At 71.6% G+C, this 26,669-nt stretch carries 20 protein-coding genes and 1 tRNA gene; 8 read left to right on the top strand and 13 right to left on the bottom strand.

Annotated elements, in window-relative coordinates; genetic code table 11:
• Positions 1-117 precede the first annotated feature (117 nt).
• Both WMF19_RS18570 and WMF19_RS18565 read left to right on the top strand, forming a co-directional pair.
• Complete coding sequence (locus WMF19_RS18570; protein WP_437900315.1) at positions 118-1,098, top strand: MbnP family protein; 981 nt, start codon at positions 118-120, stop codon at positions 1,096-1,098.
• A complete protein-coding gene (locus tag WMF19_RS18565) occupies positions 1,095-2,141 on the top strand; it encodes a cytochrome-c peroxidase (protein ID WP_437900314.1) in 1,047 nt (348 codons plus the stop codon). Before WMF19_RS18570 ends, WMF19_RS18565 begins: the two co-directional genes overlap by 4 nt.
• 138 nt (positions 2,142-2,279) lie before the next feature.
• On the opposite strand, the gene WMF19_RS18560 is transcribed toward WMF19_RS18565, so the two are convergent.
• The 5 genes from WMF19_RS18560 to WMF19_RS18540 all read right to left on the bottom strand — a co-directional run bounded on the left by WMF19_RS18560 (position 2,280) and on the right by WMF19_RS18540 (position 13,520).
• Entirely contained in the window at positions 2,280-3,176 is an 897-nt protein-coding gene (locus tag WMF19_RS18560; protein WP_437900313.1) for a hypothetical protein, read from the bottom strand.
• Between the two features lie 86 nt (positions 3,177-3,262).
• Positions 3,263-4,354 carry a hypothetical protein gene (locus WMF19_RS18555; protein ID WP_437900312.1) on the bottom strand — a complete coding sequence of 364 codons (1,092 nt, stop codon included), beginning with the start codon at positions 4,352-4,354 and terminating at the stop codon, positions 3,263-3,265.
• Positions 4,355-4,781: 427 nt separating this feature from the next.
• Complete coding sequence (locus tag WMF19_RS18550; protein ID WP_437900311.1) at positions 4,782-7,544, bottom strand: hypothetical protein; 2,763 nt, start codon at positions 7,542-7,544, stop codon at positions 4,782-4,784.
• On the bottom strand, positions 7,541-11,494 hold the full coding sequence (locus tag WMF19_RS18545; protein WP_437900310.1) for an RHS repeat-associated core domain-containing protein: 3,954 nt from the start codon (positions 11,492-11,494) through the stop codon (positions 7,541-7,543). The genes WMF19_RS18550 and WMF19_RS18545 overlap by 4 nt, the downstream gene beginning before the upstream one ends.
• 289 nt (positions 11,495-11,783) lie before the next feature.
• The gene (locus tag WMF19_RS18540; RefSeq protein ID WP_437900309.1) at positions 11,784-13,520 is read right to left on the bottom strand and encodes a DUF6178 family protein; all 1,737 of its coding nucleotides are present in this window, start codon (positions 13,518-13,520) and stop codon (positions 11,784-11,786) included.
• A 242-nt stretch (positions 13,521-13,762) separates the two neighbouring features.
• On the opposite strand from WMF19_RS18540, the gene WMF19_RS18535 reads away from it, so the two are divergent.
• Positions 13,763-13,957: a hypothetical protein gene (locus WMF19_RS18535; protein WP_437900308.1), complete on the top strand. Its 195-nt coding sequence runs from the start codon at positions 13,763-13,765 to the stop codon at positions 13,955-13,957.
• Between the two features lie 184 nt (positions 13,958-14,141).
• A complete protein-coding gene (locus WMF19_RS18530; RefSeq protein ID WP_437900307.1) occupies positions 14,142-14,267 on the top strand; it encodes a hypothetical protein in 126 nt (41 codons plus the stop codon).
• Between the two features lie 457 nt (positions 14,268-14,724).
• Here the strand turns inward: WMF19_RS18530 and WMF19_RS18525 are convergent.
• A tRNA-Lys gene (locus tag WMF19_RS18525) sits at positions 14,725-14,800 on the bottom strand.
• Between the two features lie 229 nt (positions 14,801-15,029).
• On the opposite strand from WMF19_RS18525, the gene WMF19_RS18520 reads away from it, so the two are divergent.
• Positions 15,030-15,785 carry a S1 RNA-binding domain-containing protein gene (locus WMF19_RS18520; protein ID WP_272098390.1) on the top strand — a complete coding sequence of 252 codons (756 nt, stop codon included), beginning with the start codon at positions 15,030-15,032 and terminating at the stop codon, positions 15,783-15,785.
• A gap of 488 nt (positions 15,786-16,273) precedes the next feature.
• Here the strand turns inward: WMF19_RS18520 and WMF19_RS18515 are convergent, their stop codons facing one another.
• Positions 16,274-16,468 (bottom strand): hypothetical protein, encoded by a 195-nt coding sequence (locus tag WMF19_RS18515; RefSeq protein ID WP_272098389.1) that lies wholly within the window; start codon positions 16,466-16,468, stop codon positions 16,274-16,276.
• Positions 16,469-16,472: 4 nt separating this feature from the next.
• On the opposite strand from WMF19_RS18515, the gene WMF19_RS18510 reads away from it, so the two are divergent.
• Entirely contained in the window at positions 16,473-17,993 is a 1,521-nt protein-coding gene (locus WMF19_RS18510) for a L,D-transpeptidase (RefSeq protein ID WP_437900306.1), read from the top strand.
• A gap of 180 nt (positions 17,994-18,173) precedes the next feature.
• Here WMF19_RS18510 and WMF19_RS18505 read toward each other — a convergent pair whose 3' ends face one another.
• Positions 18,174-18,623 (bottom strand): acyltransferase, encoded by a 450-nt coding sequence (locus WMF19_RS18505; RefSeq protein WP_272098387.1) that lies wholly within the window; start codon positions 18,621-18,623, stop codon positions 18,174-18,176.
• 471 nt (positions 18,624-19,094) lie between these two features.
• Between WMF19_RS18505 and WMF19_RS18500 the strand changes: the two genes are divergently transcribed.
• A complete protein-coding gene (locus tag WMF19_RS18500) occupies positions 19,095-19,832 on the top strand; it encodes a hypothetical protein (protein ID WP_437900305.1) in 738 nt (245 codons plus the stop codon).
• Positions 19,833-20,036: 204 nt separating this feature from the next.
• On the opposite strand, the gene WMF19_RS18495 is transcribed toward WMF19_RS18500, so the two are convergent.
• Together WMF19_RS18495 and WMF19_RS18490 are read right to left on the bottom strand one after the other, a co-directional pair.
• Positions 20,037-20,429 (bottom strand): response regulator, encoded by a 393-nt coding sequence (locus WMF19_RS18495; protein WP_437900304.1) that lies wholly within the window; start codon positions 20,427-20,429, stop codon positions 20,037-20,039.
• A 208-nt stretch (positions 20,430-20,637) separates the two neighbouring features.
• Positions 20,638-21,072 (bottom strand): DUF309 domain-containing protein, encoded by a 435-nt coding sequence (locus WMF19_RS18490; RefSeq protein ID WP_437900303.1) that lies wholly within the window; start codon positions 21,070-21,072, stop codon positions 20,638-20,640.
• An 82-nt stretch (positions 21,073-21,154) separates the two neighbouring features.
• Between WMF19_RS18490 and WMF19_RS18485 the strand changes: the two genes are divergently transcribed.
• Positions 21,155-21,331 (top strand): hypothetical protein, encoded by a 177-nt coding sequence (locus tag WMF19_RS18485; protein ID WP_437900302.1) that lies wholly within the window; start codon positions 21,155-21,157, stop codon positions 21,329-21,331.
• A 41-nt stretch (positions 21,332-21,372) separates the two neighbouring features.
• Here WMF19_RS18485 and hflX read toward each other — a convergent pair whose 3' ends face one another.
• The 3 genes from hflX to WMF19_RS18470 form a co-directional block, all read right to left on the bottom strand.
• Positions 21,373-22,803, bottom strand: coding sequence for a GTPase HflX (gene hflX, locus WMF19_RS18480; RefSeq protein ID WP_437900301.1), 1,431 nt, complete (start codon positions 22,801-22,803; stop codon positions 21,373-21,375).
• Between the two features lie 219 nt (positions 22,804-23,022).
• The gene (locus WMF19_RS18475; RefSeq protein ID WP_437900300.1) at positions 23,023-24,945 is read right to left on the bottom strand and encodes a GAF domain-containing protein; all 1,923 of its coding nucleotides are present in this window, start codon (positions 24,943-24,945) and stop codon (positions 23,023-23,025) included.
• A gap of 351 nt (positions 24,946-25,296) precedes the next feature.
• Positions 25,297-26,667 carry a WD40/YVTN/BNR-like repeat-containing protein gene (locus tag WMF19_RS18470; RefSeq protein WP_437900299.1) on the bottom strand — a complete coding sequence of 457 codons (1,371 nt, stop codon included), beginning with the start codon at positions 26,665-26,667 and terminating at the stop codon, positions 25,297-25,299.
• Positions 26,668-26,669: the final 2 nt, after the last annotated feature.

Below are 26,669 nucleotides of genomic sequence, written 5' to 3'. Positions count from 1 at the left end.
GGCCCGCCCGGCGGCGTATAGCCGCTCGCACCACCCATCGGCGTCTCGCCCAGCAAGATCCCGGCGATGCGTCATCTGTTCCCGTGGGGTGCGTCATCGCGTACAATCGATCCCACGATGAAATCTCCTGGCTTGTTCCGGTTGTTCGGATTGCTATTGGGCGCCGCAGCCGCTTGCGACGGGGGCTCGAATCAGCCAATCGAGTCCGGGACCGGCGGTGCGGGCGGCAGCGAGCCCGATGGGTCCGGTGGAGCGAGCAGCGCGGGTGGAGCGGCCGCCCAACCGGGCGCCGGCGGCGCGGGCGGCCAGGCCGAGGCCACATGGCCGACCGGTTGCGCAGAGCAGCCGGCGTCCATCCGGACCGAGGGCACACTCGTCGAGTTCGCGTTCGAGCTCGTCCTCGGCGGTGAGCCGTTCCTGTTCGGCGAGCCGAACGTCGCGCCGGACGGCAGCACGGTCACGCCGCTCAACGTTCGCTTCTACGTCTCGCACGCGGCGCTGATCGGGGCGGACGGCGACCTCGTGCCCGTCGATATCGTCGGCCCGGACGGCGCCCCTACCCCTTACGGGGTCCACTTCTACAACGCCGAGGACCCGGGCTCGGCCGCGCTCCGGCTGCGCGCTCCGGCTGGCAGCTACGAAGGCGTCAGCTTCATCTGGGGCTTGCACCAGGCCTGCAACAGCTCCCGGCCCGAAACGAGCGTCGCGCCTCTGGCGGAAGCCTCCCAGATGACGTGGCCGCACACCGGCCACCTCTTCCTGCGCTACGAGGGCAACGTGGCTCCGCCGGACGAGGGGGATCCCGTCGATCCCGAGGGAGAGACGGCCGCGGTTCCGCCGGCGGTCCACATGGGAGGCAACCTGGTCGAGGATCTCGCGCCCAGGGTCGAGGTACGAGGCGCGCTGTCCGTGCCCGCGAGCGGCTCGACGGGCAAGGTCGTCCGGATCGTCATGGACGAGGTCTTCGCGGGCGCCACGGCGGACGTCGACATGACCGGGTTCGTCCCGCCGCCCGGGCCCGTGGGAGACGAGCTCCTCGCGGGTGAGCGCCTGCGGCGCGGCCTCCCCGATCGGACGGTGTTCACCTTCGGTCCGTGACGCCGAGTTCCAACTTTGGCGGGGCCATCTGCCTGGCGGCGCTGCTCCTCGCGGGCGGATGCGGCGACGACGGGCCGGCGGCCCCTGGACCTTTGCCGCCGCTCGTCACGGACGCCATCCCCGCCGGGTTTCCCGCGCGCACCGCGGCGGCCAGAGCGCCGGCCGAAAACGCGCTCACCGAGGCGAGGGCCCAGCTCGGTAAAAGGCTCTTCTTCGACAAGCGCCTCTCTCGCACCGGCGAGATCGCGTGCGCGAGCTGCCACCGCCAGGAGTACGCGTTTGCCGATCCGGTCCCCGTCTCCCAGGGGGTCGACGGCCGCCCGGGACAGCGGAACGCGCCCGCGCTGGTGAACCTCGCCTGGGGCGAGAGCTTCTTCTGGGATGGCCGCGCGGCCACCCTGGAAGAGCAGACCGGGAAGCCCATCGAGAACCCCGACGAGATGGATCTACCGCTCGCCGAGGCCGTCGCTCGTGTCGCCGGCGATGACGTCTATGTGAAGGCGTTCATGGATGCCTATGGCCGGCCTCCCGGCGAGGAGTCCTTGCGCCATGCCCTGGCCAGCTTCGTCCGTTCGATCGTCAGCGCCGACAGCCCTTACGACCGGCACCGGCGCGGGGACGACACGAGCTTCGGAGACGCCGAGCGCCGCGGCGAGGCCCTGTTCCTGACCGAGCGGGCTGGCTGCTTCCATTGCCACCCGGCCGGAATGCTCACCAACGAAGGCTTCTTCAACAACGGCACTTACCTCGAGGGCGGCGACGTCGGACGGCAGAAGATCACCGGACGCACGGGAGACCTTGGCAAATTCAAGGTGCCCGGTCTGCGGAACATCGCGGCGAGCGCCCCCTATATGCACGACGGATCGCTGGCGACGCTGGAGGAGGTGGTCGACCATTACGATCGCGGCGGGCTGGGCCATTTTTCCACCGATCCGCAGATCGATGAGCTGGGGCTCTCTCCGGACGAAAAGGCCGATCTGGTGGCGTTCCTGCGGTCGCTGACCGATACTGCCTTTCTGGACGATCCGCGGTATCGCCCGTGAGCGGCGAGCCAGGGGCTTGGCGTCATGTCCCCGAAGGCCACCGGAGTGATGGAACAGGATTGGAACAGGTCTTTGGGTCGGGTGGGATGTGTGGGAAGGGTTGCGCCTCCAGTGGGCGAGGCCAGATCGCCGCGGTCCCTATCCCCAGGGGGTCAGCACCGCCTTGCGGAGCGTGAGCGCACGGGCGAGCTGGTCATCGAGGCGCTCTCGCCGCAGCTCCGCGATGATCCCGGAGAGCTCGCGGACGGCGAGGTTCGCGTGCTCCTCCTGGAGCGCCCCCAGGAAGGCGCCGACGTTGCGGAGCAACCCGTAATCCTCCCACACGCCGAGCTCGAGGAGGTCGCGCAGGATCCCGTCGAGCCCGGCATGGTCGCGGGCGAGCGCGAGGTACGCCCGCTCGCTCTCCGCGAACACCGCGCTCATGTCGGCGAGGGAGTCGTCGACCAGATCCATCCTCTCGATGATCACGGTCATCGCCGCCCGATGTAGCGCCAGGCGCTCCAGATCCGAGGCTGCCATCGCTCCGAGGAGGTCGACCTGGCTCTCGAGGAGGTGCGCGACCAGATCCGTGGCGCGGTGATCGTAGTACGCGTGGTCGCCGACGACGCGGTGGAGCTCGGGCTCGAAGCGCGCGGGCGACACCGGGAAGCGCGGCCAGTTCCCCCGGAGCGCGTGCGCCTCGAGCCGCCGGCGAGGCGTGTTGCGCATCGCGTCCGTGCGGCGGTTCGGGCCGTCATGCCAGACCCGCTTCCAGGCTTTCTTCAGCAGCCACTCGCTCGCTCGCTCTTCCGCATCGAGGACCTCTTCCGGAGTCCGCGCGAGGCGCGCGAGCCGGCCACGCAGGTCGACCACCTGCACGAGCATCGCCTCGGCGGCCTCGGTGCTGACGCGCCGACTCGCCGCGCGCGCACGGAACTCACGCGCGATCGCATCGAGGCCGCGCGGCTCCACCAGCGCGAGCCGCAAGAGCCACCGGTCCCAGTGGCAGAAGGCGACGCCGTCGATCTCGCGCCACGTCTCCGGGCCGTAGCGCACGCCATCATCGAGCGGAAGCTCCGCTGGATGCGGCAGGCGCCTGGCTCGACCAACGTCCCTTTTCACCATCCCCTCGGCTCGTCCTCCTACTTCCAGCGGTCGAAGAAGCCCCGGCGCCGCGACTGTCGCTTCCGCATCGCCTTAAACCTCTCCGTGAACGCTGCGTTCGTGCCGTCGCGGGCGGCGAGGTCGCGAAGGTCGATCGCCAGCTTCAGCGCCTCGTCGTAGGCGCTCTTGGCGACCAGGGCCTCCAGCTCGCTCCACGCGGCGTCGAGCCGCTTGGCGAGCGCGTCGAGCTGCTTCGTCCGGGCGGCCTCTGCGGCCTTGCGCGACCGCTCTGCTCGGAGCGCCTCGGCGCGCTCTCTCTTCTCGCGACGCTCCTCGGCCGCGGCACGCAGCTCCGCGACGGTCCGTGGAGCCCTCGTTGTCTTCGCCTGCACCCGAGCACGGAACGCGCGGCGCAGCTCGGCGCCGAGCGCGAGCTCCGGCTCGTCCACCGCGCGCCGTAGCCATTGATCCTTGGTGCGCGCGGGGAGCGCGCCGACCCACGCGCGGAGGGCGTCGGCGTCGTCCGGCTCCGCGCCGCTCGGCTCCGCGGCGGCCGACAGGAGATCGCCGTCGAGGAGAAGGAAGCCGGCCATCGCCTCGAGCGGCGCGGAGAGCTCACGGAGACCCGGCGGCAGCGGCGGCTCCGTTTCGTCGTCCTCGACGTCGCCTGCCTCGACCGCGAGGAGCCAGGCGAGGTACGCGGCGCGCAGATCCCCGCGCAGGAGCTCGCTCCGCGCCGGCGCCAGCGACGCGAGCGACACGTCGCTCGTGAAGTCGTCCTCGGGCTCCTCGGTCTCGCTCACCAGCTCGATCACGACGTGCTCGCCGGCCTTCGTCATGCGCGCTGCGCCGCCGGGGAAGTACGGGTGGAGCTGCTTCACGTCGACGCGCGCCGCCGGCAGCCGGAACATCAGCCGCCGCGTACCCCAGTTGGCGAAGTAGAGGTGCGCATCGAAGTAGCGCTCGAGGAGCTTCTCCGGGGCGGCCTTGAGGTTACCCCACTGGTACTCGTTCCAGAAGCGCGTGGGCGTGATGTCGGCGCGCGTCGAGATGTCCCTGAGCTCCGCCATCTGCTTCGGCGTGAGGGGACGATCGAGCGCAACGAACTCGTACCACTGGTACTCGCTCATGTGTGCCAGGTCGTCTCAGCGAGGAGAGCCTCGACGTTGTGCGGCGTCAGGAACACGACCGAGCGCTCGCCGGTCGTGCTCCCCTGTGCGGAGATAGTGAGCAACCTGGATTTCGATGTTCGCGTTCATGAAGCCGTTTCAGGTCACTCCTACCCTACCGGCCAGCGCGATGGGCACCCAAAATCGTCCGCATAGAGCGAGCGCGACATAAAAAAATAGGATGGTTGCAACGAGAAAATTAGTCGGCCTCTCGCAATGCTTGGTGAGCGGCGGGCGGGGTGGGCAGCTCACCCGGGCTTGGCCAGTTGACCCGTGTTGCGGCGCGTGCCATCGAGGCCTGTCAGCGACTATGGCCCGGTGGCAGCTGCGAATACGCCACGGAGAGGATGCCTGAAGGGCTCGGCGCGCGACATCTCCACGCGGACGCTCAGGGCAGCCATCGCGCGACGTCGACGATCTCCCGGGCCACCGCGACGACGCCCTGCGGTCCAGCGACGCGGGCGAACAACGGCGCCAGGTGCCCGAGGTCGTCCTTCGTCCAGTCGTCGAGGAGATCGGGCCGCGGCTTCCAGCCGAGCTCGTTCAGGAGTCTCTGGCAGAGGCGGCGCGCGTGCGGCTCGGTCATCCAGGCGGCCAGCGGGATCAGCGCGAAGAGCGCCTCGTCCTCGTCGCTCGGCTGCTCCAGAGCGCGCTCGACCAGATCGCGCGCAATCGCCGGCGCGTCGTCCGGCGAGGCCACGGCGATCGCGACAAGGTCTGACCACGGGGCGCCGATCTCGCGTGACAGGTCGAGGACCGCATCGGCCCCGAGAGCCCGGGTCCACGCAGCGGCGTTCCGCTCGAAGAGCAAGCGCGCGCCGTCGCTCGCCCGCAGATCGCCCGACAGCTGGGTCCAGGCGGCCTCGCGGACCGCGGCGGGCAGGTGCGCGAGCAGGGCGGATCGCACCCCGATCCGGTCCGACGGCTGGGGCAGCGTTTCCACCAGCGCGAGCGCATCCTCCACGCGCCCCAGATCGCAGAGGCGCGCGGCGACGGCCGTCACCACCGGGCACCGGAAGCTTGCCGCAGCCGTGCACGCCTGGACCAGCGCGGACGCGGCGCCGGCAGGTGCGTGCGGCGCGAGCGCGCAGACGCTCCAGCACGCGTCCGGCGGAAGCCAGTCGCCCGAGAGCAGCGACAGGGCGAGCCCCAGCGCCTCCGACGCGCCCGCTTCCCGCTCCTCCGCGGGCAGGCCCGAAGCGAGGCGAGCGAGGACCATGTGCCGCTCCGAGGGGGGCAGCGCCTGGGACCATGCCCAGAGCCCGCGCACCGCCGCGGGAGACCATCGCGCGGCGGCCTCCGAGAGCCGCGGCAGCTCGTCGCTCCTCGCGTCGGCCGGGACCTCGGCGAACGCCTCGCGACCGAGGTCGCGCGCCTCGTCCTCGGGCAGCAGCGCCGCCAGGGACACGCGCGCGAGCCGGCTCTCCCTGGTCCGCTCGCGACCGAGCCGCGCCGCCGCCTCGCGCGCGGCCGTCACGCGCGCCTGCCCGTCGAGCGCGTGCGCCAAGGCGGCGAGCGCGCCCCCCTCGGCGTGCTCCTCGCTGGCGGCCTCGAGCGCCCAGCCGAGCACGACGGCGCGCTCGGCGTCGGGCAGCTCGTACGCCAGCCGGATCAGGGCACCGGCGCGCTCGGCGGCGTCGGCGATCGGCCGCCCGACCTCGAGGACGTCCTCGCCGACGCGCGGCATCTCGATGTGGGGTCCGGCGGAGCCCTCGCCTCCCTCGGCCCCTTCCTCTTCCTCCTCGTCGTCCTGCGCGGCCTGCGCAGCCAGCACACGCCGCGTCTCCTCGAAGCCAAGGATCGTCCGCACCGAGCTCGTCACGAGCAGGCAGCGGACCCGCGCGGCCAGCACCGCCACGACATCGCCTCCGGCCGCGGCATCGACCAGAAGGCTCGCCGCGCACGCCGCCGTCGCGTCCACGTCGGCGATGAACCCGGACGAGCCATCCGGGCGTGTCCTCCACACGTCGAGCCACGCCCTCGAGACCAGCTCGATCCGCTCTGCGAGGCTCGCGCCGACCCGCTCCAGGTGAGCGCGCCAGTTCCGGCATACGTAGTCGGAGACCGTGCCCGAGGCGAACGCGCGCTTCCCGTGGTCGGCGAACCGGCGATCGACCACCGCACGCTCATGCGGCGCGAGCCGCCCTTCGATGGCCTCGGCCCAGGCCGGGTGACGGAGCGCGAGGCCCGGCTCTCCAGCGGCGACGAGCGGTCCGCTCAGCTCGTTCCAGGCGCCGCCGTTCACCGTCGAGATCGCGAGGAGCTCCTCCACCTCGATCGGCGCGAGCGCGCCTGCAAGCCATGGCAATACGGAGCGGATCATGCCGCCGGCGCAGAGATCCAGAACCCCCGGAGCTCCGGCGGGAGCGCTTGCGAGCGGCAGCGCCACAGCCGCGGGATCCTGCGAGAGGGCCTCGACGAGCGCCTCCACGAGGAGCGGCTCCCCGCCGCTCACCCGTGCGACGTCGTCCTTCACGCTGGCCGGCAGCTCGCCAAGCCTCCGCCCGATCGCCTCCGCGACATCGATCGGCGGCAGCGCGACCAGCTCCGTCCCCTCCCGGAGCCTTCCGAGCGCCTCGCTCGAGCGCGCCGAGAGCACCGCGCGCACGCCGGGGCCGAGGTCTCGCAGGAATCGCTGCGCTGCATCGAGGGTCCAGGCGACGCCCTCGTCGACCCCATCGAGAATGACGACGAGCGGCCTGCTTCCGGGCGGGCGGCCCTCCTCGATCATGGTCGCGAGGACGCGCCGCATCTCCTCGACCCCGTGCGGCCGTTTGCCGGTGCGCCACCGCGACCTGAGGAACAGAGCCACGCGCGCATAAAGGAGGTTCAGCGCCGTGGACTCCAGCGCCGTACCGAACCGGCGACTCACGGGGACGAACGCGATCTCGTGCCGGCCCGCGCGGGCCAGCTCCAGCGCCCAGGCGCCCAGAAGCATCGACTTACCGCGCCCGCTCGGCCCAAGCAGCGCCACGCGCGCGCCGCCGTGCTCCAGCCACGCTTCGAGGCCCGCCACGGCGCCAGCGCGCGCCTTCCCGCCGAGGGGGGCGCTGCGACAGCGCTCGACCTCGCGCCAGAAGGCGAGGACACCACGCTCCGCCGCCGCCGGGCCAGCGGCCGGCGCATCCGGTGCTCGCGAAGGAGGGATCATGTGCCTGCGAAGGGCGGCGTGCTCGAGGGAGCGGTCCTGAACGGCATGGAGCGTCCCTTGTGCCAGACATTGCCGTTCCACGCCTTGCCGTCCGAGCCGATGACACCGTTCTTCTTGCCCGTGCCCCCGTTGTTTGCCGGGTGAAGGCCGAGCTCACGCATGACCTGCGCGCAGAACTTGCACGGATCCATGAGCAGACCGTCCTTGTCTGTCTTGGTCGTCATCTTGCCCTCCTTCACCTGTTTCTGCATCTCCTTCCTGATCTCGGTGTCTTCGGACGCGGGGTCTTTCAATGTCTTACCGTTCTTCTGGCGGTCCTGCCGGATGTCTTTCGCCAGGTTGTTCAGCGCCTCGATCTCGGCACACTGTCCGGCGCTCGATGGCTTCGGCCCCGCCACCTGGCCGTCGTCGAACTTCTTGTGGGCATTGTTGACCGCGGTCTGGAGCGCGGGGTCGAGCGGCCCCCCGAACGCGCTCGATCCGCGGTGCGTCTTGCCGCCGGCGGTCTCGATCTCGGTCCCGGCCTTGGCCATGAGCCCGTCCGGATCGACGAGCCGCGTCGGCTGGTTCTCCGCGTAGGCGAATCCATTGAGACCGCCGAAGATCCCGATTGGATCCGCGCTGATATAGCGACCCACCTCTGGATCGTAATAGCGGTTGCGGTTGTAGCAGAGGCCGATCTCATCGTCCCAGTACTGCCCACGAAAACGGATCGGCGTCGACACCGACGCCGACGCGCTGCGCGCGGGCTCGACCTTTCCCCAGGCGCTCCGCCGCAGCTCGCACGCGACGGCGCCGTCGGGGCCGACGAGCCGCTCCGGCGTACCGATCTCGTCGTTCAGGTAATGATACCATTCGCCCTCCCCGGCGCGCTGCGCCCACGGCGCGCCGGCCTCGAAGACGTACGTGCGTGCCTCCACGGTGGGGGCAGCCGCGTCGCCCGTGACCTGCCGGATCTCGTGCACGAGCTCGGCGCCATCCCAGACGAACCTCGTCGTGCTCTCCGGCCGCAGCTCCCCGGTCGAGAGCCGCCGGGAGATCCGCTTGGCGACGCGCCGGGCATCCGGATCGTACGAGAACTCCACGACGGTGCCATCGGCGCGCTCGACCGACTGCAAGAGCCCACGCGCGTCCCAGGCATATCGGGTGACCTCGAGCGCTCCGGCGGAGGTCCTGGCCCGCGTCTCCTTGAGGCGCGCGTCGTCGTCCCAGAGGAGCTCGGTGTCTCCCTTCCTGAGCAAGCGATTTCCAGGACCGTACGAGCGATCCTTCTTGCCAGCGGCAACGTCGAACACGTTCCCGCAGGCGTCGTAGCGAAAGAGCTCCGCGCGCTCGTGCTCCGGGACGTTCGCCAGGATCTGGCTCGCAGGGTCGTACTCGAAGCGGCGCGTGCCGTACGCCTGGTCCCACGCCTCGACGAGCTCCGACGCAGGCGAGTATCGGTACGCCTGGTGCACCGTCACCGACGCCGGGGCCGGGCCCACCCATTCTGGTTCGTTCGGCCCGACGTGGACGCGGCTCGACGGCGAGCAGACGCGCCGCTCGACGAGGCGATCCATCACGTCCCACACGCTCTCGATCCGGCCGCCTCGCGGCAGGGCGCGGCAAACCTCACGCCCCGCGGCGTCGTACGCGATCCGGATCTCGTCTCTTCCGTCGAGGATCACCCTCTCGGCGAGCCCGCCGACGTTGCGAATCCACCTGGCGGAGTGACCGAGCGACGTGGTGCGTTCGACGACGTCACCCATGAGATCGAAGGTGCGTCGGACGGTCGCGGCCTCGCCGCCCACGATCTGGGTCTCCGACACGACCCAGCCAACGGCGTTGCGCTCATAGGTGAACGAGCCGGCGGGGCTGTCAGCGGCGATCAAGTCGCCGCGGGCGTCGTAGGTGAACCTCTCGACGCTGCCGTCGTCGAAGGTGCGCGCGATGAGCTGCCCGGCGAGGTCGTACGTGTACTCCGTCCTCTCGCCCGCAGCGTTCTGGAAGGAGATGATCCGGCCATTGTAATCGTACTTGGTTCGAGACACGCGCCCGTCGAACCCACGCTCGCTGGTCACCATCCCCGCGGCGTTGAGCTCGATCCTGTGGCGCTCCCCGAGCGCGTTCTGGATCTCGACAAGGCGCCCCTCACGGTTGTACCGGAACCGCGTGCTCTCTCCGTTCGGCTTGTGCACCTCGCAGAGCTTGTGGAAGCCGCCTCGCACGAACCGGGTCACCTGCTGGTTCGGCTGGAGGACCGCTGTGCAGTCCCCCATACCGTCGTATTCGTAGCGGGTCGTCCCGCCGTCGGGCCGGTAGACGCCGGTGAGGTTGCCGCGGTTGTCATAGGTGTACGACAGCACCGCGCCGCTCGTATCCCGGATCGAGCGGCACCGACCCCAGTAATCGTAGGCCAGCTGCGTCTTGCCCCCGAGCGCGTCGGTCTTCTCGACCATGTTCCCGAGATCGTCATAGAGGTACGTCGTGCGGCCGCCGTTGGGCGCCACCGTCTCGATGAGCCGCCCGCGCCCGTCCTGGCGCACCTGGAACACCGCCCCGAGGGGGTCGGTCCAGATGAGCCCGTCGGGCGTCCGCCCGATCTCGGTGACGCCGCCCGCCGGATCGATCGCTCGGCGGATGTGTCCGTCCGGATCGCGCTCGATCTTCGTCATTCGGCCGAGCGGATCGGTGATGGAGAGCTCGCGGCCGAGGCGATCCCGCTGCCAGACGGTCATGGCGCCGACCGGATCGATGAACGTCCGGAGGTGCCCGTGCTCGTCGTACGTCCGGCTGAACACGGCCCCGGCGCTCACGGCCTTGTCGAGCTTGCCGAAGCGGTTCCCGAAGTAGCGATGAACCGTGATGGAGTCCGCGACTTCGACGTATCCGTCCTCTCCGAACTCCAGCTTGCAGTGGTAGATGCCTCTGGCGACCGTCTTCCCGTCAGCCAGGTGCGTCGGGACGTCCTCCGCCAGGCTGCGGTCGGGCCCATCGTCGTAAGCGCCCCACGTCTCGACGCAGCGACGCCGATCGTCGTAGCGGAATGAGAACGTGAGCCCGGTGGCGCTCGTATGGGAGGTGAGGAGGTGTTCCTGGTACGTGTAGCGCGTCGTGTATCCGTCGGCGTCGGTCGCGGACGAGAGATCGCCGGCCGCGTCGTAGCTGTACTGCGCGAGAGGCACCCAGACACCGCGCTCCCGCGCGTTCTTGATCTCGAAGGCGCCGATGCGCCCGTCGGGCGTCCGCCGGACCCGGACGAGCCGTCCGACGCTGTCGGTGATCCCGGCGAGCACGCCCTCCCGGTACGAGAGCCTGATCTCGTTGTTGTATCGGTCCTTGATCGAGGTCAGCCGGTATCGCTTCCCCGTCGCTTCGGCGAACACGTACCAGCGGTCGCCGCCGGTATCGAGGACGAAGCCGCGCTCCTCCCGCGCGAGGACCCAGCCGTGGGGGCCCGGCGCGCCGGCGCCCACGGGCATCGCCTCGACATCGACCGGCCCATCGTCGGTCCAGACGCGGATGATGCGCTGCCGCACCTCGATCTCCCACGCCAGCGAGTGGCTCCACCCGAACCCCAGCCCGACGTCGCGCTCGAACGCCGCGGTGGTGTACGACCGCACGATCGACAGCGGCAGCGGTCCCGGAAGCTCGACATCGACGGCGGGAACCGTGAACACCCGGCCCGTCACCACGTCGACCGGGTCGCCCTTCGCAGCCATTCCCGATTTCTTGCCGCCGTGGTGGTTCGGGCAGCCGGCGCCGTCGCCGCCTGCACTGCCACACGCGGACTTCCCGCCGCCGCTGGCGTCCTTGCCACCGTTGGATCCATTGCCGCCCTGTTTACCGCCAGAGCCGTTTCCTCCAGCGCCACCGCCCCCGCCACCGGCCCCGCCCCCTCCCATGATGAAGACCCCCGGGTTCATTCCAGGGATGGCGGGGATGTTCGGTACAGGCGCAGTGCGGGCCATGGTCGTCTCCCGGGTCTCGTGCGGTCTTGCTGCCGTGTGATCCACACGAGCGTACACCGCCTGGCCCCCGGATGCACCCACGTGAGCCGCGGGCGGGGTGGGCAGCTCACCCGGGCTTGGGCAGTTCGGAGCAGCTCGACGTGCGCCGCATAGGTACACCGCGCGAGCTGCGCCGGGAAAGCCGCCCGCAGGATCCAGCCGGTGTTCGCCGATGTGGACCGCTGCACGCTCCGCGCGCGCTCTCGAGCGCCAGAGCGAAACCCGCTTCAGGAGTGATGAAATTCGAATCCTACTTCTGGCGGCCCGGTCCAGACCGAGGGCGCTTGAGTCGAGGCTTGGCGGGGGCGTCGGTGCGGGCTGCGCGCTCTGGGCCCTTTGCGCCGATCACCTCCGGCCGTTTCAGCAACGTCTGTATGGCCAGGACCTGCGCGGCCGTCGAGATGAAGCGCAAAGGCCGGCCCGCGGTGGTCCGCGATCCTTCGCCCACGCCGTGAGGCAGCGTCGGGTACTCGTCCAGGAGCGCCCGAAATGTCGATGTCGCCTCGGCCCCGAGCACGCCCTCGAGCCGGTCGAGCTTGCCGCGCGAGCGCCACGGCTTGCCCGCGTCGGCGTCCGCCCCGAGCCCGAGGGCCACGCGCTCGATCTCCCGGGCCGTCTGCGCGTCGGACTGGTCGGCGGCCAGCTTTGTCAGCGTTTTCCGTATCGCGTCGGCGGCGAAGAGCGATACCCGGTGATGCAGGATGTTCCACCCGGCCATGAAAATCTTCACCGCATCGTGCTCGATGATCGCCGACACCAGCTCGTCCGGGCTCGGTTTCTTGCGCGCCGATCGCTCCCCGAGGAGTTGTTCGAGCCCGAGGTTGCACGTGCAGATGGCGGCTTCGACTGCCTCGAACGGCCGGAACGCACCGCCGTTGTAGCTGCATCCGGAGATGAGGACGTTCACGAGGTAGCTCAGCTCCATCAGGCGCTTCCCATAGATCTCCGCGTCGCGCGTCTTCACCTCGCGGATCGCCGACGTGAACGGGAGGTCTTCCCCGTGCTTCGCGCCGGCCGTGAGGAGCCCCGGCTCGGTCGCAGGCGGCAGGACGTCCGCGTCGCGCAAAACCTCGAGGAAGCTCTTGAGGCTCTGCGGATTCGCCGCATTCTTCGCCTCGAGCGCGTCCGACCGCCGAGCCGCCGCTGCGGTGGGTCGAGCCTTCACCGCCGCCGCTCGGAAATGGGCGCGCGTGACGGCGTCGTACGTTCGGGACTGCAGTGTCTCTTCCAGGGGTGTGACCCTCGACAGATTGAGGAAGCTCGCCGCCGCCGAAGGGGCGACGAATCCTTCTTGCTCGCGCCGATCTTCCCGCTCACCGGCCACGTCAGACTCCAGCATTTCCTCGGAGGTGAGGACGTCGTACAAACCGCCGGATTCTTCAATGTACTCGGAGGAGATGGCGCAGCACCTATCGAGCAGCGTTCGTAGGAGGGAGTGATGCTCCTTGTCCAGCTCGACCAGAACCGAGAGAATGGGCTCCCAGCTCCGGTGGTTCTTGGCGATGACCCGGAACTCCTCGAACTCTTGGTACAGACAGCCCTCGAGCGCCTTTTCCACGAGATCGTCATCGTCCGAATGCGCCGAGCTCGACATCTGCACGCAGAGCCCGTCGATGTCGATCACCAGGACGTGCTTGCACAGGGCCAGCGTGACGAAGTCTTCGTCGAGCTCGGCGATCTTCTGCGCCGCGAACGCCTCACCGGCCTCGAGCATGACCTCGATCCAGAGGGCGAATCGATCTGCGTCGAACGTCTCGTCCTTGCCCGGGCGCTCGCTGCGCCACAAATCCTCGTCGAAGATTCCCTCGAGCTGCGCGGTGGTCGCGAGCGCGACGATCTCGCCCGCGTCTTCCAGGCCGATGTGATGAATAAGCTTGGTGAGCACCGGGGCCGGTAGGCCCTGCACGAGGTGGACGAGATCCGGCTGTTCAAGGAGTCGCGTCACGAGGTGGCGAGGACGGGTCGATGTGGTGAGCGGTGTTTTCATGATTTGCCTTCTTTAACGGTCTGGGCGCGCCTGTAAAGCGCGATCGTCGCGAGGGATGATGAGCAGGTGTCGCCGCTCGGCGCCCGCCCGAAGCGGTTTCCAGGTTAACTGTACGTCCTCGCCGTGCGGTGTTGAAGACCAAGCACGATCCGCACGTTTCAGCCCCTCTCGTCGTGATGTCGGGGGCGGGGCGGCGCCGGCGGAAAGGTCGCCCCAGCGAGGTGCAGCAGTGGAGAGCCCCCATGTTGGTTACACCGGCATCGCGCTTGCGGCTCTCGGCCAGGATCGCCGGGAGCGCCAGTTCGGCCGCGACCCCGAAGCAGCGCTGCCGCTCGAGCGGCATCATGAAGGCGCCGGAGCTCGGCCGCCGGCTCGCGGACGCCATATCGACGACGCGGCAGGCGAGCCACCCCCTCGACTCGGCGTGCGGCGGGTAGGCGAGACGGATCTCGTGGCCGTTCGAGGGGAGCCCGTTCGGCATTTGGCACTCCCGAACAAGACGTCTTGTCGGTCTGAAGCGGAGCCTTGTCAGACATCAATGGACAGGTTCAGCTCCCGTTCCGGGAGCGTGATGGAAGGGTGAGGCGATGGAACTTCAGGGCCTGGAGCGAGGACTCGTTCATGCCCACCAGGTCCACCCCCGATCCCTCGAACTCCGGCGCCACCGTCCCCCATGTCCCCCGCGTGCACACGGAGGTCCTCGCGCACGCCGAGGCCATGGTCGCACACGGAAACCACTTCCGCTGATCGGATCACGGAGCGCGTCAGACCGGCGCTGGATCGCGGTCACCCGCGTGCTCCGCGCCGCCACCTGACTGGACGACTGCGCCGAGGTCGAGCTCGATTACCTCGCCGTGCACCGGTACGGCCTCTGGCAGAAGCCCGACGATCGCGCCCGCGTCATCGCCGTGCTCGACACGGTGGACCGGAGCGCGGTATCCAAGTCGATCATGGCGGTGGACGACGCCCTGCGCGCCTGCGCCCACCGCCCCGCGGAGGCGGCGGCCTACCGGAGGCGCTCCCCACGCTCGCCCCCGACATCACCGACGCAGCCAAGCGGGTGCAGGAGCAGCTCGAGGAAGGCGTATTCCGCCGGGGGCAGGCGCGCATCCAGCCGAAGCTCGACTGCCAGGGCGGTCCCTGGAGAAAACCTGGAACAAGCGGGGATGCTGGTCGGAAAGGTCAGCAGTTCCGCGTAGTTACTTGGTGGGTCGACAGGGACTCGAACCCTGGACCTACGGATTAAAAGTCCGCAGCTCTACCGACTGAGCTATCGACCCGATTCAGCGGCGGCGAAGCTAGCAGAAGCCCCCGCCAGGTTCCACCTTTCCGTTCCCGCCGCCTCCCTGCTCTCCGCCCTCCCCGTCCTCTCCCCAGCCCCTCCCCGCCTCCCCCCCCTCCTTCCGCTTCCGCCCCCTCCCTCTCCACCGCCATCCTCCCGCCTCCCCCCTCGCTTCCCGCTCATCGCCGCCTTCCTCGCGCCCTCGCCTCGCGCTATGAGGTCGCGCCATGTCGTCGTCACGCCCTTCCGCCGCCTCCAAGGAATCGTTCGCTTCGCTCTTCGAGCAGTCCGAAGGAGCTGGCAAGCAGCGCCGCCGCCAGTACCACACGGGAGAGACCGTCGAGGTGACCGTGGTCGCGATCGCTCGCGAGGCGGTCTTCGCGGATCTTGGCGGCAAGCAGGAGGGCATGTTCGAGCGCGTCGCGCTCGCTGACGGCGACGGCAAGCTCCGCGTCGAGGTCGGCTCGCGCGTCTCGGCCGTTGTCGCCGGCGTCGACTCTGGCACCGGCCAGGTGCGCCTCACGCCGGTCGTCGTGCGCGCGAGCGACGGCGGCGACGGCGCGACGTCGCTCGCGGTCTCCGCGCCTGCCGCGGGCGGCGCGCCGCTGCTCGTCGAGGGAGCGCGGGTCAAGGGCAAGGTGACGGGCATCGAGCGTTACGGCGTCTTCGTCCAGATCGCAGGCACGTCGGGCCGCTCGGGCCGTGGGCTCGTCCCGACGGCCGAGACGGCGACGCCTCGCTCCGCCGACCTGAAGAAGCACTTCACGGTGGGGCAGGACGTCGAGGCGAAGATCCTCAACGTGGACGAGTCCGGCAAGATCCGCCTGTCGATCTCCGCGCTCCGCGTCGACGAGGAGCGCGGCCAGTTCGAGTCGTACGCCAAGGCCGAGCGCTCCGGCGGCGGCAACGACAAGGGCGCCAAGCCTGCGCCTCGCAACTTCGGCACGCTGGGTGACCTGCTCGCGAAGAAGGTCAAGCGCTAGCGCCTCTTCTCCCTCGTCCCGTCTCCCTCTCCCCCTCCCGTCTCCCTCTCCCTCCTCTCCTTCCCCGTCCTCACGCCGCCGGCAGGAGATTGCATCTCCCCCTCGGTTCAGCATACACCTCGCCCGCTCAGCCCCTCGCGGCTCCAGCTTCGGCTCCTCGTCGCCCGCTGGCTCGCTGGCCCCGCGCGCCTTCGCACCTCGGGCCTGGGTCTCCCTGCCTCCGCCTTCGCGTCGATGCCTTCCCTCGCTCGAGCCCCCGCCCCCGCGTCGCTGCCCGCACCGCAGCGCTCCCCGCGCACTCGCGCTCGCCCCCGCGTCGGCCCTCGCGCCACGGCGCCCTCCCGCTCGCTCTCCGGCGCCCTGGTCCGCGCTGGCGCTCTCGCCGTCGCCTTCGCCGGCGCATCCCCGCTCGTCCTCTCGACCGCGGCCTGCTCTCCGTCCCAGGATCCGCCCGGCAGGGCCACCGACGATCACCGCTCCGGCGCCGCTCACGCGACCGCCCCGCTCGCCACCGGTGCCGCCCCCGCGGCCCCGGGTCTCCCCTCGGCCGAGCCGCTGGCCCCCTCTCCTGGGTCCGCCGCGCCGGACGCCGTGTCGCCTGCGTCGCTCGCGTCGTCGGCCGCCGCATCGCCCTCCTCGAAAGAGACCACGCTGCCGGGCCGGGGCGCGAAGATCGCCAGCATCGCGATGCGCACCTGGATCTACGTCGCTCCCGACGAGCGCTCGACGAAGCTCGGCTACCTGCGCGCCGGCGCGGTCGTCGATCGGGCCGAGCTCCCTGCGGGCACCGACGGATGTGCTGGCGGCTGGTACCGGATCGCGCCGCGCGGTTACGTCTGCGTGGGCAAGGGCGCCTCGCTCGCGCTCGAGCACCAGGTGGTCGCCGCGGCCGTGCGCGGTCCGCGCCGTGGTGCGCCCGTGCCTTACTACTACGTCATGTCGGGCTCGCCCCCGCCGCACCTCTACTTCCGGCTCCCGACAGTCGAGGATCAGCGCCGCGTCGAGGGGTCCACGCTCAGCGCCCACCTCGCCCGCGCGGCTGTCGCGCCCTCTTCGTTGCCGCTCGATCCCGTGCCGGAATTCCTCCTCGCCGGCCGGGATCTCCCCAAGCCGTACGGCGCCGAGGAAAAGCTCCACTACTCCGTGCATACGGGCCGCACCAAGGAGAGCTCTGCGTTCGGCCTGATCACGACCTTCGAGTGGACCAATCGCCGCTTCGGCCTCACGACCGAGCTCGACCTCATCCCGCTCGATCGCACCCGCCCCGCGCGCCTCAGCGCGATGCGCGGCGTGATCATCAAGGATCTCGACGCCGACGGCGCCGAGGCCCCCGCGGGCGCGTCCGACACGGCATCCCCGGCCGCCGCGGCGTCGTCGGCATCCCCCACGTCGTCGGCCGCTCCGACGCCCGCCGCCGCTCCGACGCCCGCCGCCGCTTCGCCGGCCGATAACGCGAGCTTCTCCGTCGCCGAGCTGCCTGCCGACGAGCTCCCTCCCGCGCCGCCCGGCACCGATCCCCGCCCCGATCCCGCCTTGAAGGGCGCCCCTGCCTTCGTCCGCGTCCATGGCGCGACCCGGCAGCGCCCCTCCGCGTCGGGCCGCGCGCTCGTCGACGCGGGCCTCGCGCCGCACCGCTCGGGCTGGGTGCTCACCGGCCGCACGCGTGGCGGGGCCAAGGGGCTGCTCGAGACCACCGAGGGCTCATGGCTCGCCGCCGACCACCTCGTCATCGCCGAGCTGCGCAAGGACCCTCAGGGGTTCGCGCGCGATGGCAAGAAGTGGATCGACATCTCGATCCGCCGCCAGATGCTCGTCGCGTACGAGGGCACGCGCCCCGTGTTCGCGGCGCTCATCTCCAGCGGTCGCAGCGGCATGGCCGATCCCGAGGAGACCGATGCCACCGCCCGCGGCTCCTTCTACATCCACGCGAAGCACGTCTCGACCACGATGGACGGCGACAATGAGGCGTCCGAGGCGGCGTTCGACCTGCGTGACGTGCCCTACACCCAGTACTTCCACGGGGGTTACGCGCTCCACGGCGCGTACTGGCACGACGAGTTCGGCAAGGCGCGCAGCCACGGCTGCATCAACCTGGCCCCTGCCGACGCGGCCTGGCTCTTCGAGTGGACCGAGCCCGCCGTCCCGCCCGAGTGGCATGGAGCGCTGAACCTCGAGGGCGGCGGCACGCTCGTCTACGTGCACGGCTGATGCCTCCGTGCACGGCTGATGCCTCCGTGCACGGCTGATGCCTCCGTGCACGGCTGATGCCTCCGGCTGCCCCGACGCCCTCAGGACAGCCGGATTACCGGCCCAGCTCGCCAGACGCGTCCGGCAAGCTGGGCGGGGGGCCTGCTCACCCGACCGCTGCTGGCCCTTTCGTCCGTCCCGTTACTGGCAGGACGCCGGCATCTGCGCGCCGACCAGGAGGCCGCGCAAGGTCGAGAGCGCTTGCCGTCCCTGCGGCGAGTTCGCCAGGCCGTCACACGCCGAGGCGGCCGCGAGGTAGCCGCCCTGCTGCTCGGGCGGAGCCGACTTCGCGTTCTGGCGCAGCGCCGCGCAGCACTTGCGGATCCCGCTGGGATCGCCCGTGCCGACCACCTTCTTTCCAGCGTCCGCGTCCGCCGTGTCGGCGTCTGCCGCGTCCGCCCCGGCGTCCTCTTCGGGCACGATCTGCGTCGTGGGGGTCGGCGTCGGGGCCGGCGTCGGGACGACGGGCGGAGCCGAGGGCACCGGCGGAACGTCGTCCTCTTCCTTCTTGGGGCACCCGCTGGTGACCAGAGCCACTGCAAGGGGGAACATCAGCGCCCCCAGGACCGTGAAGAGCCGTGTAGATTTCATCTCACCTCAAGTATCCGATTCGCGTTTGCGTGGGAACTTCTGTTCGACGAGGAACGCCCCGATCGCAACCAACTTCCCCGAGCGCACGCGGTCATGAGGCCCGCCGGCTGCACGCCCTCGGCGATCCGAGCGGTCGAAGTATGGGCGTCACGAGCCCGCTCGCAAGATCGCGAACGCCGCCGACGGGCCTGCTTCAGGTGCTCCCCGACCTCGGTAGCAGGCGCGTGCGTCACGGCGAACGCGGCGAGCTCGGCGAACGCGAGGCACGCGGCGAACGCGGCGAACACCGGCGCGCGCGGGGCGGAATCGATCGCAACGCCCCGCGATCGCGGTCGATGAGCGTGGGCCTGGGCGCGCGGCGGGCCCAAGCGCGCGCGCGTGTGCATGTCCAAATCTCGAAAGGACATGCCGACCGGCGGCGCAGGCGCGCGACTCCAGCGCTCGACCGATACGGCTGAAGCGGGAGCAACCATGAAGTACACGCAGCACAAGGAGTGGGGGAACGAACAGCGAGCCGCCGTCACCAGCCCCGGAGAGGACACATCCGTCTCGTTCTCGGTGGACGCGCCCTCGCTGGATACGCCGGCGATCACGGAGGATGCCGCCGTCACGGCCCCGCCCGCGGCGCGCGCCGCGGGCGAGGAGCGCGACGCGTCCTCGGGACAGATCGACCTCACCGCGCTGAAGGCCGGCGAGGAGGGCGCCCGCCCCCAGGTCCTCGACCTCTTGCCGATCTTCCCTTTCGGCGAGCCGCCCGCGTCCGCACCCGTGCCTGAGGCGCCGGCGCTCGACGCGCCGGCGCGCGCATGGCGCGCCCGCTCGATCGCCGTCCTGCTCGCGGGCGCCGGCGCGATCGCGGCCCTCACGGCGGGCATCTCTGCCCCGGATGCCGCCGCCACCGGCCCTCGCGCGACGGCCGGCCTCGCCGCCGCCGCGCGCGCGGTCGAGGTGCGGCTCCCGCGCATCGACGCGCCCGCCGAGCGCGCGCTGGCCGCGCCTCCTGTCGAGCGCAACAGCGCTGGCAACGCGCCCGACGACGCAGTCGCCTCGCGGCGCGCGCCCGAGAACCGCACGCGGGCCACGGGTGCAGCCGCGGCGACGCGGGCCAAGCCTGGCCCAGCGGCGCCAGACACGACTGACCGCCGCGCTCCCACCGACCCGTGCCGCGGCGACCTCCTCTGCGCGATGCGCCGCGCCACGGGCGGCTGATCCACCGACTGTCGCCGCGGCAGATCCGCCGCGGCCTCGGCCGGGCTCATGCCACGGATGACCCCGCTCGGATAACCCCCTCACGCAGCGCGCCGGGCTCGCGCCCGGCATGACCCCGCTCAGATAAGTCGCTCAGCGCCGGGCTCGCGCCCGGCATGGCCCCGCTCAGGCAGCGCGCCGGGCCCGCGCCCGACCTGGGCCTGCTCAGGCGGAGGCCGGGCTCGGGCCGGGCGGGCACCCCGTGTGCGCCGCGATCGAATCGAGCAGGCGGTTCAGATCGAACGGCTTTGCGACCGACGCGCACGCGCCCACCTCGCGGGCCCAGGTGCCGGCGTCCACCGCGGCCGTCATCACGAGGATGGGCGCGCGCGGACCAGGACACGACGCGTACGCGCGGGCGAACCCCCAACCGTCCATCACCGGCATGCGCATGTCGAGCAGGATGAGATTCGGCCGGTTGCGCTCCAGCAGCGCGAGCGCGGCCTCGCCGTCGCTCGCTGAGAGGACGTCATAGCCCTCCTCCTCCAGCGTGATCTCGAGCATTTCCCGGATCTCCTGGTCGTCGTCGACGATCAGGATCTGCTTGCGCCGTGTCACGCGGCTCCTTTCGGTTTGCAGCTTGGCTCGAGGCTCGGCGCTCGCCGTCCCCTCCACTCCGGTTCCACAGTACCCGTCTGCCACGATATCCCCCCACACGGGCGCTTCCCATGCGCGAACACCACTCAGGCAAACGATGTCACGCCAGCGTCCCATGTCGCACGCGACGAGCGCAGAATCGACTGCGGAGCCCGTTCGGGTCAGAAGCTCACGGCCGCGGACGCGCCCCGGACGGCGATGGCGGCGCGACGTCGCCCGCGATCTCCATCCTGGGCAGAAGCGAGGCGTCGATCTCGGTTCTCTCTCCGCTCACGAGCTGCTCGATCGCGGCCGCTGCGCGGGTGATGTCGTCGACGAGCAACCGGATCGCCAGCCCGCCCATGCCGTCAGGCGTTCCCGCGAGCCGAGCGCGCGCCTTGTCGAGCAGGCGCAACGCCCCCGGTGGGCTCTGCATCCTCGTGAGCTTGTGCAGGGCCGCGGCGACGAGGATGAGCCCCTGGAGAAACGTCTTCCTTACGGGGTCCGGCTCGTCGCGCCATCCGGACTCCCACAGCTCGTGCGCCTCGAAGAACCGCCCCGCGCGGTAAGCTTCCAGCCCGCGTTGGACGATCGCTTCGAGCGCTGCGTCGGTGGAGGAGCTCATGGCGCGGAGCGACGGTGGACAGCGGAGCGTACCACGCGCCCCGGACGCCCGCGCTCCGCCGCTCCGGTGCTACGCTCCGCGCGTGCAGCGGTGGCTCCTCGTCGCGGTGATTGCTGGGCTCCACCTCCTGGCGTTCGCGATCGGCATCGTCCTGCGCCGCCGCCGGCGGCGGCGACGCCTGCAGGCTGACGAGGCGCGCGCCATCGCCGCCCACGCGCACGCCGACGCCGTGCGCGCCCGCGCCGCACGCCCGCGCTGACGCCGCACGCGCCAGCGCAGCCCGCCGCCCCCGCGGCGCCCTCAGCGCGCGAGCAGGCTGCGCAGCCGATCGAGCGCCGCCGCGTGCGCCCGCACCGAGAGCCGGCCGCCGACGTCGTCGTACTCCTCCGAGAGCACGCGCGCGTTCTCGTAGATCTCCCCGATGAGCCCCTGCTTCGCGTACGGCAAGAGCAGCTCGGCCTCCACCATCGACTGCTCGAAGAACGCGATGATCGCGTCCCGCAGCGCCGCCACGTCGGCCGGGGTCTTCGCCGAGAGCAGCGTCGCCTCGGGGAACTCGAGGCGCAGCGCGTCCCGCTCCTCCTCGGAGAGCCGGTCCACCTTGTTCAGCAGGAGCCGGCTCGGCACCTCGCTCGCGCCGATCTCGGAGAGCACGCCGCGCGTCACCGCGAGCTGATCGCGGAACGTCGGGTCCGACGCGTCGGCCACGTAGAGCAGGAGCGACGCCTCGAGCGCCTCGTCCAGCGTCGAGCGGAAGCTCGCCACGAGATCGTGCGGCAGCTTCTTGATGAAGCCGACCGTATCCGAGACGAGGATCCGCGGGCGCACCTCCGGGTGGAGCGCGCGCACCGTCGTGTCGAGCGTCGCGAAGAGCTTGTCGGCGACGAGCACCTCGCTGCCCGTCAGCGCCCGCATCAGCGACGACTTCCCCGCGTTCGTGTAGCCGACCAGCGCGACGCGGCGCTGCCCTTGCCGGAGCGCGCGGCGCGTCGACTGCTCGCGCTGGACCGCGGTGAGCTCCTCCTTCAGCTCCGCGATGCGGTCGCGGATCTTGCGCCGATCGAGCTCGAGCGCGCTCTCGCCGGCGCCCTTGCCGCCGATCCCGCCGCGCTGCCGGTCCCCGCCGCCGCCCGTCTCCCGGAGCCGCGGCGCGACGTAGTTGAGCCGCGCGATCTCGACCTCGAGCTTCGCCTCCCGGCTCCGCGCGTGGCGGTGGAAGATCTCGATGATCACGCCCGCCCGGTCGAGCACCTGCGCGCCCGTCGCCCGCTCCAGGTTGCGCGCCTGGCTCGGCGAGATGTCGTGATCGACCGCCACGACCGTCGCCAGGCGCGCCGCCTGCCCGGCGCCCCCCGCGCGCGGCTCCGCGCCGCCGTCGTCGCCCGCGTCGTCGCCGTCGTCTCCGCCGAGCTCGACGTCGTCTTCGTCGCCGTCGCCGCTCTCTGCGGCCCGGCGCGCGCGCGCCTTGTTCTTTCGCTCCGGCGCGCCCGAGGGCACGACGCCGCTGCCGCCCGTGAGCTCCGCGAGCTCCCTGAGCTTGCCCTCCCCGAGCACCGCGGCCGCCGCGAGCGCGCCGCGCCGCTGCGACACGGTCGCGATCACGTCGAAGCCGAGCGTGTGCACGAGGCGGCCGAGCTCGGCGAGATCGGCGTCGTGCTCGACATCGTCGACGCCGGGGAGCTGCACCCCGACGAGCACAGCGAGGGGACGTTCTTGGTTGGTGTTTGTCATACGGTCGTGTGCGAGAGCGGGAGCTTCGCCTCATCTATCCCCGCGACGCAAGCCGCCGCGCGCTCGCCCGCGCCTCCCGGCGTCGCCTCGGACGAACCCGCCGGGCTCGCTCCGGCGAACCGCCGAGCTCACCCCGACGCGGACCACGAGGGCGGGCAGGTATAGCCCGACGCCGCCAGCGGGCGTTGCCGTCCGATCACGCCCGAGGCACGAGCGGCGTCACCTCGATCGCGCCGCCTCGCCGTGCAGCCGCGCGCTCTCGATGGCCAGCGACGCGAAGCGCCCGAGCTCCGCGGCCACGCCCGTATCGTCTTGCCGGAGCTCGCGATCCACGGTCCAGAGGCTCAGCAGGCCGAGCCTGCGGCCGCGCGCCACGAGCGGGACGAGGATCGCCGAGCGGGCGCCGAGCTCTCGCAGCGCCGAGAGGTGCTCCGGCCCGCGGGCGATCCGCTGCAGCCACGGATCGGTGACCAGCGGGATCAGCGTCGCCTCCCTGCGCGCCGTCGCCTCCGCCAGCGAGGCGGCGTCGCTGAGCAGCAGCGGCGGGTGCTTGAGCAGCCTCGGCAGGAGCGCCCGCGCCTCGGGCAGGCGCGCGGACGCGACGAGCCGCGGGGCGCCGCCGCCGTCGTCGAGATCGAGCGCGCAGAGGTCGGCGAAGCGCTCGCCCCCGAGGCGCACCACCTGCTCGATCGTCCCGTGGTGGTCGAGCGACTCCGCCATCAGCGCGCTCGCCTCGAGCAGGAGCTGCCGCGCGCGCTCCGCCTTCCTGAGCTCCGTCACGTCCTCGAGCGTCATCACCGCGGCGGTGATGCGCCCGTCGGCGTCGCGCACGGGGGCCACGCTGAAGCTCCCGAGGCGGCGCTCTCCGTCCGCGCGGATGAACTCCATCTCGTCGCGGGAGACCGTCTCGCCGCCGTGCAGCGCCCGGTGGAGCAGCCAGCGCGCGCGCTGGTCGTCGTCGGTCTCGCTCAGCAGCGTCCGCAGCGGCGCGTTGCTCGGGGTCTCCTCGGGGCCGCGGACGATCTCCGCGAACCTCCGGTTGTTGAGCGCGATGGCGCCCGACGCTCCCTCCGCGACGACCACGCCGACCGGGAGCCTCTGGATCGCCGCCTCGAACCGGCCGCGCTCCGCGGCGAGCTGCTCGCGCAGCTGGGCCTGGGTCGCGAGCGCGGCCGCGCGCTCGGCCGCCTTCTTGAAGAGCAGCCGGTCTCCCTCGGAGAACTCCGCCACGCGGCGGGAGCTCACGACCGTGACGCCGACGAGGCGCCCCTCCGAGAGCATCGGCACGCCGTAGAGCGCGTGGAGCGCGTCGCTCGGGCGCTCGCTCTGCGCCCCCGACTCGGGCCCCGCCGCGCCGCCCCCGGCGTCGGTGGCCAGCGGATCCGGCGCCGCCGAGCGCAGCGCCACCGGGCGCCGCTCGCGGACCACGCGCCCGACGAAGCCCTCCGCCAGCCTGTACGCGCGCAGGCCCCACAGCGCCTCGTCGACGCCGATGCCGGCGCGGATCCGCAGCACCTCGCCCTCGAGCAGCAGCATCACCGCCCAGTCGACCGACCGCGCCGACTCGACGAGCACCTCGACCAGCCGCCGCAGCAGCCGATCGATGTGCACGTTGCCCATGCCCTCGGCCGAGACGCGATCGAGCGCGCCGAGCGCGCGCTCGCGGAGCGCGGCGCTCCGCGTCGCCGGATCGATGATCACCTGATCGAGCACCTCGTGCAGGATCGTCATCTCGATCCACGACGGCTGCGTGCCCGTCCGCTCGAGCATCCGGAGCACGCAGCGGCGCAGCACCGAGTAGTGAGCGGCGACGTCTTCCAGCTCGAACCCGTCGCGGAGCTTGTCGAGCACGCGGAAGCCGAGCAGCGGCTCGGGGAACTCGACCGACACGGACTCGACGCCGCCCCACGCGTCCGGCTCGTCGCCGCCCGGCGGCGCCGCCGCCGCGGCCACGGCCGCCTCGAGGCGCTCGGCGAGGCGCGCGAAGATGGAGGGCAGCTCGTCGCGCAGCGCGATGTAGCCGGGGGACTGCTCACCCGGCGCGCGGCGACGCTCGGCGCGCTCCCATGCCTCCAGGATCTCCGCGCTGTGAGCGCGCAGGAAGACGGCGAGCGGCGATCTGGGAAGGTCTCTAGGGGCCATTCACGCGCTGGCCGGAGCCGAGGCACCCTCAGTCTACGCCAGCCCACGAGGACGTAGATCCAGAAACGAACCAGGTGACGGCTTGCCCGTTCGGCTCTCCCGCGGACGGCGCCGAGTCGGTCCGGCCTCTCCGTCCGTACCCTTCTTCCTGGGCCAAGCGAGCGCGCTTCCATAAGCGGTTATGTGGCGCTCGCCTGCACACGAGCGCCGTCACGCTCGCCAGCGCGCCTGCGCCGTCGCGCTCGCTCGTGTGCCGTGGCGCTCGCGCTCCCGGCCGCCGGCGTGCTCGCTCGTGTGCCGTGGCGCTCGCGCTCCCGGCCGCCGGCGCGCTCGCTCGCTCGTGTCGCCGCGCTAGCGAGCGCGCCTGCGCCGCCGCGCGCTCGCGACGCCCGCCGCGAGCGCGAACCCGATCGCGCTGCTGGCGAACGGCGCGGCGCCCTCGCCCCTCGCCGCGCCTGCCGCGCCGATCTTGCACCCGCACCCGTCCGACGCCTCCGCTGGCGGCGGCTCGGATCCGCCGCCGCTGCCGGTCGCCGCGGCGCCGTCGCACTGCTGGGAGCCGATGGTGAGCTCCGTCGCACCCCACAGCGGAGCGCAGGTCGAGGTCGCGCCGCTCTCCGGCGCGCACTCGATCGGCCCGCAGAGCCCGTCGAGGTGCAGCAGCGCCGAGAAGCTCTCGCCGTCGTCGATCGATCGGCCCACCGTGAAGCCGTCGGCGAACTCGTCGCCGCAGGCGAAGAGCGCCTCGGCGGTCCAGGTCAAGCACCGCGCGCCGACGTCCGAGATCTTCTCGAACTCGAGCGACGCGGCCGGCGCGCGCCAGATCCCGTCCTGGGGCCCGCCCACGATCACGGTCGCGCCGTCCGGCGAGAGCGCGAACCCGAGGAGGTCGCCGGCGCTCTCGAAGGCGGTGGTGAAGCTGCGCCCTCCGTCCTTCGAGACGAGCAGCGCATCGGTCGGATCGCCGTCGAGCCGCACGTAGACGATGTCGGGGTCGACGGGATCGATCGCGCCCAGGAACGGCAGGCGCATGTCGTCGCTCCCCGGGATGTCGAGCCGCTCCCAGGTCGCGCCGCGATCGTCGGTGCGCTGGAGGGCCCCGGCGTAGTCGGGCGCGCCGTAGCGGCCGCTCACGTAGACGCGAGCGCGGTCCGAGGGGGCTGCGTCGACCGTGTGGGCGAGGAAGTCCTCGGGCAGATCGACGCCGGCCTGGGTCCAGCTGTCCGCGTTGTCGCTCGTCTCCCAGAGCTGGGTCAGGAACTGACCCGCCCCGAGCCCCATGCTGATGACGAGCACGGCACGGGAGGGGTCCTCGCGATCGGCCGAAAGATCGATGACGTAGCGGTTCATCAGATCGCCCTGGGCGAACGACCAGTCGCAGCCGCCGTTCTTCGACGCGCTGAGGCCGTCGAAGACCCCGGCGATGATCGTCCCGTCGGCGAGGAAGGAGATCATCGGATCCTCGTTCCCGCCGAAGCCGACGACCGGCTCGCAGATCCAGCGCCAGCGCTCGCCGCCGTCGTGCGAGACGAGCAGGCCGTAGGTCGCGCGGACCATCAGGCGCGACGGATCGCTCGGGTGCGACGCGATCAGGCCTGCGGCCGGGAAGCGTCCGTTGGCCGACGCCGGCGCCGGGAACGCGGCGACCGAGAGCAGCGCCGCGACCGAGAGCAGCGCCGCCGCGCAGGACGAGAGGGGGCCGCGCCGCCGCGCGCCCGGCACGC

Origin of the sequence: Sorangium sp. So ce124, assembly GCF_051525235.1 — a bacterium.
Taxonomy (GTDB): domain Bacteria; phylum Myxococcota_A; class Polyangia; order Polyangiales; family Polyangiaceae; genus Sorangium; species Sorangium atrum.
The sequence above is the reverse complement of the archived record's forward strand: the minus strand, read 5'-3'. Positions and strand labels throughout refer to the sequence as shown.